Raw genomic sequence first — 8,122 nt, 5'->3', positions numbered from 1 at the left:
CGACGATCCCGTCTCGAAATACATTCCGTCCTTCGCCAACGTGAAAGTCGGCGTCGAGAAGAAGGCCGAGGACGGCACCAAGTCGCTTGAGCTCGTGCCGCCGAGCCGGCCGATGACGGTGCACGATTTGATGACGCACACTTCGGGCGTCACCTACGGCTTCTATGGCGACAGCCTGGTCCGCAAAGCCTATCGCGACGCCAACATCTATGCCGGCGATTTCGACCTCGCGGAGTTCGCCGAGCGAATCGCAAAACTTCCGCTCCACAACCAGCCGGGCGCGCTGTGGCAATACGGCCATTCCACCGACATCCTGGCGCGGGTCATGGAAGTGGCGGCCGGCAAGCCGCTCATCGAGATCGAGCGGGAGAAGCTGCTCGATCCGCTCGGCATGGTCGATACCGGCTTCTTCGTCACCGATCCCGAGAAGCAGAAGCTGCTGGCGCAGCCGGTGCCGAACGACAGCGATTTCCGCGTCGGGCGGATCAACGATCCGACGGTGATCAAGAAGATCCAGTTCGCCAGCGGCGGTATGGTGACGACCATGGCCGATTATGAGCGCTTTACGCAGATGCTGCTCAAGGGCGGCAGTCTCAACGGCAAGACGATTCTCAAGCCCGAGACGTTCAAGCTGATGGTGACCGACCAGATCGGCCCCAAGTCGGGCGTCGATCGCGATTATTTCTATTTCCCCGGCGATGGTTTCGGCTTCGGTCTTGGACTTGCGGTGCGCACCGACCCCGGCAACGCAAAACCGCCGCCGCCCGGCGATCTCGGCGAATTAAAATGGGACGGCGCCTCCGGCTGTTATTTCGTGATCGATCCCAAGCAGGACATGTTCTTCGTGCTGCTGGAGCAGACCCCGACCGAGCGCCAGCGCGTGCAGCGAACATTGAAGCAGCTGGTTTATGAAGCGATGGAGAACTGACATGTTCGGGCGCCGCGCATTGATCGCGGCGCTCGTCCTTCTCGCCGGCGGCATCGTTACGAAGGCAGGCTCGGAGAGACCTGCGGCCCGCACACTCTCGCCCGAGGGGCTGGCGAAGGTCTCCGATTACATCCGCAACGAGGTCGCCACCGGCAAGATCCCCGGCGCCATCCTGCTGCTTCAGCAGCACGGCAAGCCGGTCTATTATCAGAATTTCGGCGTCCGCGACGTCGCGACCGAGTTATCGATGAGCGCGGACACGATCTTCCGCCTCTACTCGATGTCGAAGCCGGTCACCTCAGTCATGGCGATGATGCTGGTTGAGGAGGGCAAGCTGTCGCTCGACGATCCCGTCTCGAAATACATTCCGGCCTTCGCCGGCATGAAGGTCGGCATCGAAAAGAAGGCCGAGGACGGCAAAGTCGCCCTGGCGCTGGAGCCGCTGGAGCGACCCATCACGGTCAAGGATCTGCTGCGCCACACCTCCGGGCTGCCTTACGGCTATTACGGCGGCGGTATGGTGCGCGAGCTCTACGCGGACGCCAATCTCTTCAACGGCAACCTGACCAACGCCGAATTCGCCGCCAAGATCGCCACGCTGCCGCTGGTCGAGCAGCCCGGCACGGTGTGGGACTATGGCTATTCCACCGACGTGCTCGGCCGCGTCATCGAAATCATCGCGGGAAAGACGCTGCTGCAGTTCGAGAAGGAGCGGCTGCTTGATCCGCTCGGCATGACCGAGACGGCCTTCTTCGTCGCCGATCCCGCCAAATTCCCGCGCATCGCCGAGCCGATGCCGGGGGATCGCAATATCAATCCGACGACGCAGGTCCGCGACATCAGGCGGCCCGCGACATGGGAATCGGGCGGCGGCGGTATGGTCGGAACGGTCGGCGACTACGCCCGTTTCGCCCAGATGCTGCTCAACGGCGGCACTTATGACGGCCGGCGCTATCTCAAACCGGAGACCATCGCGCTGATGGCCTCCGATCATATCGGGCCGGAGACGAAGATCGCGCGCGACCAGAACTATTATCCGGGCGGGTCTTCCGGCTTCGGTCTCGGCTTCGCCGTGCGCACCTCGGTGCCCCCTGGAACAACGTGGCCGCTCGGCGAATATCGCTGGGACGGCGTCGGCGGCACGTTCTTCTTCATCGATCCCGAGGACGATCTGTTCGGGATCTTCATGGTGCAGACTCCGACGCAGCGCGGCCGGATTCAGCTGGCGCTGAAGACGTTGATCTACCAGGCGATGGGGCGGTGATTACGCTCCGCGCACGATCTCACGGATATATCCGATCGTCTCCTCGACCTGGCTCGCATTGACGTCGAGATGGGTGCAGGCACGGATGCGGCCATCCATCATCGCAAGCGTCACGCAGCGTTGGCGCAGCGCCGCAACCATCTTGTCGCCGGGAATGCCGGCGGCATCGGGCTTGAAGAACACCAGGTTGGTTTCGGGCTCCTGCACCTCGACGCCTGCGATCTGCGACAGTCCGCGGGCGAGCGCGCGCGCATTGGCGTGATCGTCGGCGAGCCGCTCGACATGATGGTCGAGCGCGTAGATGCAGGCCGCCGCGCAGATTCCGGCCTGTCGCATTGAGCCGCCGAGCCGCTGCTTCCACTGCCAGACCGCATCGATGAAGGCGCGCGAGCCCGCCAGCACGCCGCCGATCGGCGCGCCCAAGCCCTTCGAGAAGTCGATCCAGGCCGAATCCCAGCCCGCGGTCATGTCGCGCGGGGAGATGCCGCTTGCGACAGTGGCGTTGAGCAGGCGCGCGCCGTCCATGTGGGTGACGAGGCCATGTTGTTTCGCGATCGCGACGATCTCGTCGAGCGCGGCCTTCTTCCAGACCGTACCGCCGCCGATATTGGCGGTCTGCTCGACGCTGACCACCGTCTGTGGCGGTTGGTAGCGCGTGCGCGGATGCAGCGCTCTGCGAAAGGTCTCCGGCGTGAACTGGCCGTCGGGTCCCTTCAGCTGCGTGACCTGGAAGCCGCCGATCGCGGCATGCGCGCCGCCTTCGCGCGCGATGATATGGGCGCTCTCATGGGCGAGGATCTCGTCGCCGGGGCGGCAATGCACCAGCGTTGCGGTGACGTTGCACATCGTGCCTGACGGCATGTACACGGCGGCTTCCTTGCCGAGCAGCTCGGCGACGCGCTCGCACAGCGCATTCACGGTCGGATCGTCGCCGACCTGCTCGTCGCCGACCTCCGCCCGCGCCATCGCCTCGCGCATTGCGGGTGTCGGCTTTGTCTGCGTGTCAGAGAGCAGATTGATGCGCACTGGCGGCGCTTTGGGATCGATCGGGGGAGGGGTGTAGAGCATGGCTGGTCTCATTCTCTAGTCGAACAATGGCAACGTGTTGCGTGCGTGTCCCAATGACCTGAACTAGCCACGAGAACGTTGAGCGACGCGCTGTCGCGCGGCGAGCAGGATGTCGTCTGGCGTGTCGGCAGCGAAGATATTGCAATCGGGCTGAGCGAACAGCCCCTGATATCGGCAGATCTGCTCGTCGCGGGAGAGGGCCTCCCACGCTCCAAGCGCCGCTTCAGTCGGCGTTGCCGAAGGATGAGTGTTGGCGAGCTGGTCGGCCGTGCGAGACATCAATGGCATGCTAACAAACAAAAAGGCCCCGGAAAACCGGGGCCTTTGTCGATGCTGCAATTATCAGCGCGAATAGAATTCGACGACCAGATGCGGCTCCATCTGCACCGGGAACGGCACGTCGGAGAGGTGCGGGATGCGAATGTATTTCGCGGTCATCTTGCCGTGGTCGACTTCGAGATAGTCGGGGGTGTCACGCTCGGAGAGCTGGCTGGCTTCGAGGACGTGAGCGAGCTGCTTGGAGGATTCCTTGACCTCGATCACATCGCCGAGCTTGACCAGATAGCTCGAGATGTTGACCTTGCGGCCGTTCACCTTGACGTGGCCGTGGTTGATGAACTGGCGCGCGGCGAAGATCGTCGAGACGAACTTGGCGCGGTACACGACCGCGTCGAGACGGCGCTCGAGCAGGCCGATCAGGTTCTCGCCGGTATCACCCTTGAGACGGCTGGCCTCGACATAGATGCTGTGGAACTGACGCTCGGAGATGTTGGCGTAATAGCCCTTCAGCTTCTGCTTGGCGCGCAGCTGCACGCCGAAGTCGGAGAGCTTGCCCTTGCGGCGCTGGCCGTGCTGGCCGGGGCCGTATTCGCGGCGGTTCACGGGGCTCTTCGGGCGGCCCCAGATGTTCTGGCCCATACGGCGATCGAGTTTGTACTTCGCCTCACTGCGCTTAGTCATCGCGTCCTCTTCAGGTACTTGGTTTGAGGAAACGCGCCCTCCTGTGTGACGGGCTAGCCCGGCACTGACAGGTCCGATCCCCAAAGCTTAAGGGACAGGACCACGGGTCGCGAAACGCTTCGCGGGCCGAAATCGGCCCGCGAGCAAGCGGCTTTTAGGGGGATTTGGGGCTCGCTGTCAATGCGAATGGCCCGGACTCACGTCCAGACCGCCCGGATCGGCTTCGACCCGGCCGCACGCAATTCGGCAGCGATTTCAGTGTTCAGGACCTGTTCCAGCCGGGTCAGGACCCGGGCGATCGGGGCGGCGTCGGTGACCCGGTGATCCCAGCGGATCACGACATGGATGGTCTGGCCAGGCCCGACCATCCCATAGCTGACGATGAAGGGGCCGGGCGTGATCGGGTGAAGCTCGCCGCCACCATAGGCGGCCACCGAGCTCACCGCGAAGCTGCCGAACCAGTTGCCGCGCTGCCGGCCGAAATTCAGTCCTATCGCCCAGGACAGCCGCCGCAGCGGCAGCGGCAGACGGGTCACCCGCATGATCTTGCGGAACATGGGAATTTCGTCGATCGGGGCGGTCTTGGCGCGCCGGATCTCGGCGTCGAGCTCAGCCAGGGTCATGGCCTCGGGAGCCACGATTCGCTGCGGGATCACGCATTCCTCGCCGCCCTCGACCCGGGCAATGGCCACCGACGCCACGCTCTTCGGAAGCTCGTAAAGCGACGGCCATGGCCATTTGGCATAGACGGTACGCAGGACCGGCTCGTTGCTGGCGACCAGGGCAAAAGCCTTGACGAACATGGCCGCCCAGCCGGCTGGTGCCATCGCGCCCGCGCGGGCCTCCTGCAGGGGGCCGATATCGAGCGAACGGGACAGGGACACGAAGGGCACGCCCATCGATGCGTGCATGAGGTCGATAATCAGGCGACGCGGCAGCGAAATGGTCTTGGGCGTCCCGCGCATCGCTCTTTGGTTTCCCCTGATTAAAGTTTGTGCAGCGAGCGGGTTCCCGCTCGCCGCCTGCTCTAGCACGAACCAACCCGCATGGGGCCGGTCGGTTCGCCGCATCAGGGCGCCGGCGAGGCCAGCGGCTTGGTCTTGTCGACGACGTAAACTCCAAGCACTTTCATAGCCTTGTCGCCGTGGGCCTTGGCGTCATGCACGACGCCCGCCGGGATCTGGTAGGAATCGCCGGCTTTCAGCGTCTTTTCCGGCTGCCCGTCGATGAGGAGATTGAGCTCGCCTTCCAGCACGTAGCCGGTCTCGATGCCCGGATGGGTATGGCGTCCGGCCGCGCCGCCCGCCGGGACCTCCGCGATGGCGGTGATGGTGTTGTAGCCATCGGGAAATTCGACCTTCTGGAGCGGGGTGCGCTTGATGCCGGGCTGCTGGGCGAAGGCCGCAACAGCGAGGCCGGTGAAGGCGAGAGCGAGCAAAGTCTTTTTGAGCATGGTTTTTCCTCCCTGGAACGACTGACCCTAGCAGCGCCGTGGTTCCCGGCAAGACTCTCGGCAAAACTCCCGGCAAAGGCTCAAGGCTAGCGCTTGATCCCCTCGAACGCTGCCATGATGCCGCGCTGGAATAGGGACCAGTCAAAGCCGAGCGCGATCGCGCGGTAGCCGCGATCGACCAGGGCATTGGCCTGGTCCGCGGTACGCGCCACGCCGCCGATCGGCACGCCGCTCCTGAGGATGCCGGCCTCGGCCCGCGCCACCAGCTCCAGCAATTCCGGATCGTCCATCTGGCCGCGCTTGTTGATGGAGGTGGCGAGATCGCCGGGGCCGATCACAGCGACGTCGATGCCGGGCGTGGCCATGATCTCGTCGATGCGGTTGACGGCGTCGACGTGCTCGATGGTGATCATGCAGATCATCTCGTCGTCGGCGCTGGCCATGTAGTCCGGCATCGACTGGCCCCAGCGGAATGGTGCATGAAACGGACCCCAGAGCCGATCGCCGCGTGGTGGATAGCGCACGCTGCGCACCGCTTTCTCGGCCTCCGCGCGATTGGTGATCATCGGGAAATTGATGCCGAAGGCGCCGATGTCCATCGGTGCCTTCGCAAGCCACGGTTCGTTCGCCGCGATCCGCACCAGCGGCGTGCACGGTGTGCCGGTCGTGGCCGCGATCATCGCATGTGCTTCGGTCAGTCCAATCGGCCCATGCTCGAGATCGACGATGATCCAGTCGAGTGAGCGCGCCATGATCTGCACGGTCTGCACGCTCGGGATCGTCGCGATCGCGCCGAAGGCGGGACGACCCTCGCGCCAGAGCTGGCGGAGACGGTTGAGCGGCGTGGTCGGGACGGACATGGGAAGAACCTGCAGGAAACGACGAGGGCGGAGCCTAGCAGCGCGCCGTCGAGGCGCAAGGTCAGGCTGGAATGCGGCCGCCGAAGAACGACGTCAGCTTGGCCGAAAGGCCATGGACGCGGTTCGAGGTGAAGATCATCTCGGCGCCGGACTGCGCGATGCCGCTGGTCTGCGCGCCGAGCAGATCCGAGACGCGGCGGGCGATCGCGGGCGCCGGATCGATCCAGTCGACCGGCCAGGGCGCGAGCTTTTTCAGCCTGTCGAGCAGCAGTGGATAATGCGTGCAGGCGAGCACCACGGTGTCGGTGCGTGCGCCTGCGTCCCCGGCATCGCCGACGAAACACGGGGCGAGCTCGGCGAGAATGGCGTCGTCGCTGACGGGAGAGCCGCTGAGCTCTGCTTCAGCCAGCGCAGCCAGCTCGGGCGAACCGACCAGTGTCACCTCGCAGCCTTGCGCGAAATCCCGGATCAGCGCCTTGGTGTATTCGCGCTTCACCGTGCCCTTGGTGCCGAGCACCGACACCCGGCGGCTCCTCGATTGCGCGCAGGCCGGCTTGATCGCCGGCACCGTGCCGACGAAGGGCAGGGAATAAGCGGCGCGCAGATGCGATAGGACCAAGGTGGACGCCGTGTTGCAGGCGATGACGACGAGGTCAGGATCATGCCTGCCGACCAATTCCCCCATCAGCGGCACCACGCGGGCGATGATCTCGTCCTCGCTGTGGTGGCCGTAGGGAAAGAAGGCGTCGTCCGCGACGTAGACGTAATGCGCGTCGGAGCGCGCGGCCACGACCTCACGCAGGACCGTGAGCCCGCCAAGGCCGGAATCGAACACCAGAATCGTCGGGGAATTGGTCACGTGATCACTCTAGCCGAACATGGTTACCATTCGGTTTTTGGGGCGGTTTTGCGGCAGGGGCGCTTAGGGCTAATTTGGACCGATTCGATTTCGCGATTGCCGCATGGACCCGATATCAGCTGCCGGACTGCGGCGCGGATAGGGACAGGCCCGCAAAACTCCGGAGAGCCGACATGATCAGAAATACCAGTCACGGCTGGGGCAGCATTTCCCGATGGCTGCACTGGGTTCTGGCGCTGACCATCATCGGCATGATCGGCTTCGGGTGGTGGATGAACCACATCCCGGCGCGTCCCGACCGCTTTTTCTACCGTTCGATCCACGCCGATATCGGCTATGTGATCCTGCTGCTCACGGTGCTGCGCCTGGTCTGGCGCCTCGTCAACCCGACGCCCGCCATGCCGGCCGAGACCTCGCGGTGGCAGAAGGTCGCGGCCCATGTCAGCCACGGCGCGCTCTACCTCGCCGTCATCGTCGTCACCATGCTCGGCTGGGCGCATTCCGGTGCGCACGCACCTGATTATTCGGACTTCTTCGGCCTGTTTCACGTGCCGCAATTCACCGCTCCCGACCGCGCGGCGGCGGGCGCCTATGAAGACCGCCACATCCTCTCTGCCTATGTGCTGCTCGCCTTCATCGCGGTTCACCTGATCGCCGCGCTCTGGCACCATTTCATCCGCCGCGACCGCGTCGTGGCGCGGATGGTGACAGACGAGGCGGGGTAGGGCGG

At 64.5% G+C, this 8,122-nt stretch carries 10 protein-coding genes; 3 read left to right on the top strand and 7 right to left on the bottom strand.

Annotated elements, in window-relative coordinates; translation table 11 throughout:
• Both IVB47_RS01470 and IVB47_RS01465 read left to right on the top strand, forming a co-directional pair.
• Positions 1-928: serine hydrolase domain-containing protein (locus IVB47_RS01470; RefSeq protein WP_247459444.1), on the top strand; the 928-nt coding region annotated here is incomplete at its 5' end.
• Position 929: 1 nt separating this feature from the next.
• Positions 930-2,192, top strand: coding sequence for a serine hydrolase domain-containing protein (locus tag IVB47_RS01465; RefSeq protein WP_247459443.1), 1,263 nt, complete (start codon positions 930-932; stop codon positions 2,190-2,192).
• On the opposite strand, the gene IVB47_RS01460 is transcribed toward IVB47_RS01465, so the two are convergent.
• The 7 genes from IVB47_RS01460 to murI form a co-directional block, all read right to left on the bottom strand.
• Positions 2,193-3,260 (bottom strand): threonine aldolase family protein, encoded by a 1,068-nt coding sequence (locus IVB47_RS01460; protein WP_247459441.1) that lies wholly within the window; start codon positions 3,258-3,260, stop codon positions 2,193-2,195.
• Positions 3,261-3,323: 63 nt separating this feature from the next.
• Positions 3,324-3,539, bottom strand: coding sequence for a hypothetical protein (locus tag IVB47_RS01455; protein ID WP_245287780.1), 216 nt, complete (start codon positions 3,537-3,539; stop codon positions 3,324-3,326).
• A gap of 63 nt (positions 3,540-3,602) precedes the next feature.
• On the bottom strand, positions 3,603-4,220 hold the full coding sequence (rpsD, locus tag IVB47_RS01450) for a 30S ribosomal protein S4 (protein WP_007602315.1): 618 nt from the start codon (positions 4,218-4,220) through the stop codon (positions 3,603-3,605).
• A 197-nt stretch (positions 4,221-4,417) separates the two neighbouring features.
• The gene (locus IVB47_RS01445) at positions 4,418-5,185 is read right to left on the bottom strand and encodes an acyltransferase (RefSeq protein ID WP_247459439.1); all 768 of its coding nucleotides are present in this window, start codon (positions 5,183-5,185) and stop codon (positions 4,418-4,420) included.
• A 104-nt stretch (positions 5,186-5,289) separates the two neighbouring features.
• On the bottom strand, positions 5,290-5,673 hold the full coding sequence (locus IVB47_RS01440) for a cupin domain-containing protein (protein WP_027518835.1): 384 nt from the start codon (positions 5,671-5,673) through the stop codon (positions 5,290-5,292).
• A gap of 86 nt (positions 5,674-5,759) precedes the next feature.
• Positions 5,760-6,533 (bottom strand): aldolase/citrate lyase family protein, encoded by a 774-nt coding sequence (locus IVB47_RS01435; RefSeq protein ID WP_007612103.1) that lies wholly within the window; start codon positions 6,531-6,533, stop codon positions 5,760-5,762.
• A 61-nt stretch (positions 6,534-6,594) separates the two neighbouring features.
• Positions 6,595-7,392, bottom strand: a complete 798-nt coding sequence (gene murI / locus IVB47_RS01430) for a glutamate racemase (protein ID WP_247459437.1) — start codon at positions 7,390-7,392, stop codon at positions 6,595-6,597.
• Positions 7,393-7,565: 173 nt separating this feature from the next.
• Here murI and IVB47_RS01425 point away from each other — a divergent pair, with 173 nt between their 5' ends.
• Positions 7,566-8,117 carry a cytochrome b gene (locus IVB47_RS01425; RefSeq protein ID WP_247459435.1) on the top strand — a complete coding sequence of 184 codons (552 nt, stop codon included), beginning with the start codon at positions 7,566-7,568 and terminating at the stop codon, positions 8,115-8,117.
• Positions 8,118-8,122: the final 5 nt, after the last annotated feature.

It is taken from the genome of Bradyrhizobium sp. 62, assembly GCF_023073035.1.
Lineage (GTDB): Bacteria > Pseudomonadota > Alphaproteobacteria > Rhizobiales > Xanthobacteraceae > Bradyrhizobium.
The sequence above is the reverse complement of the archived record's forward strand: the minus strand, read 5'-3'. Positions and strand labels throughout refer to the sequence as shown.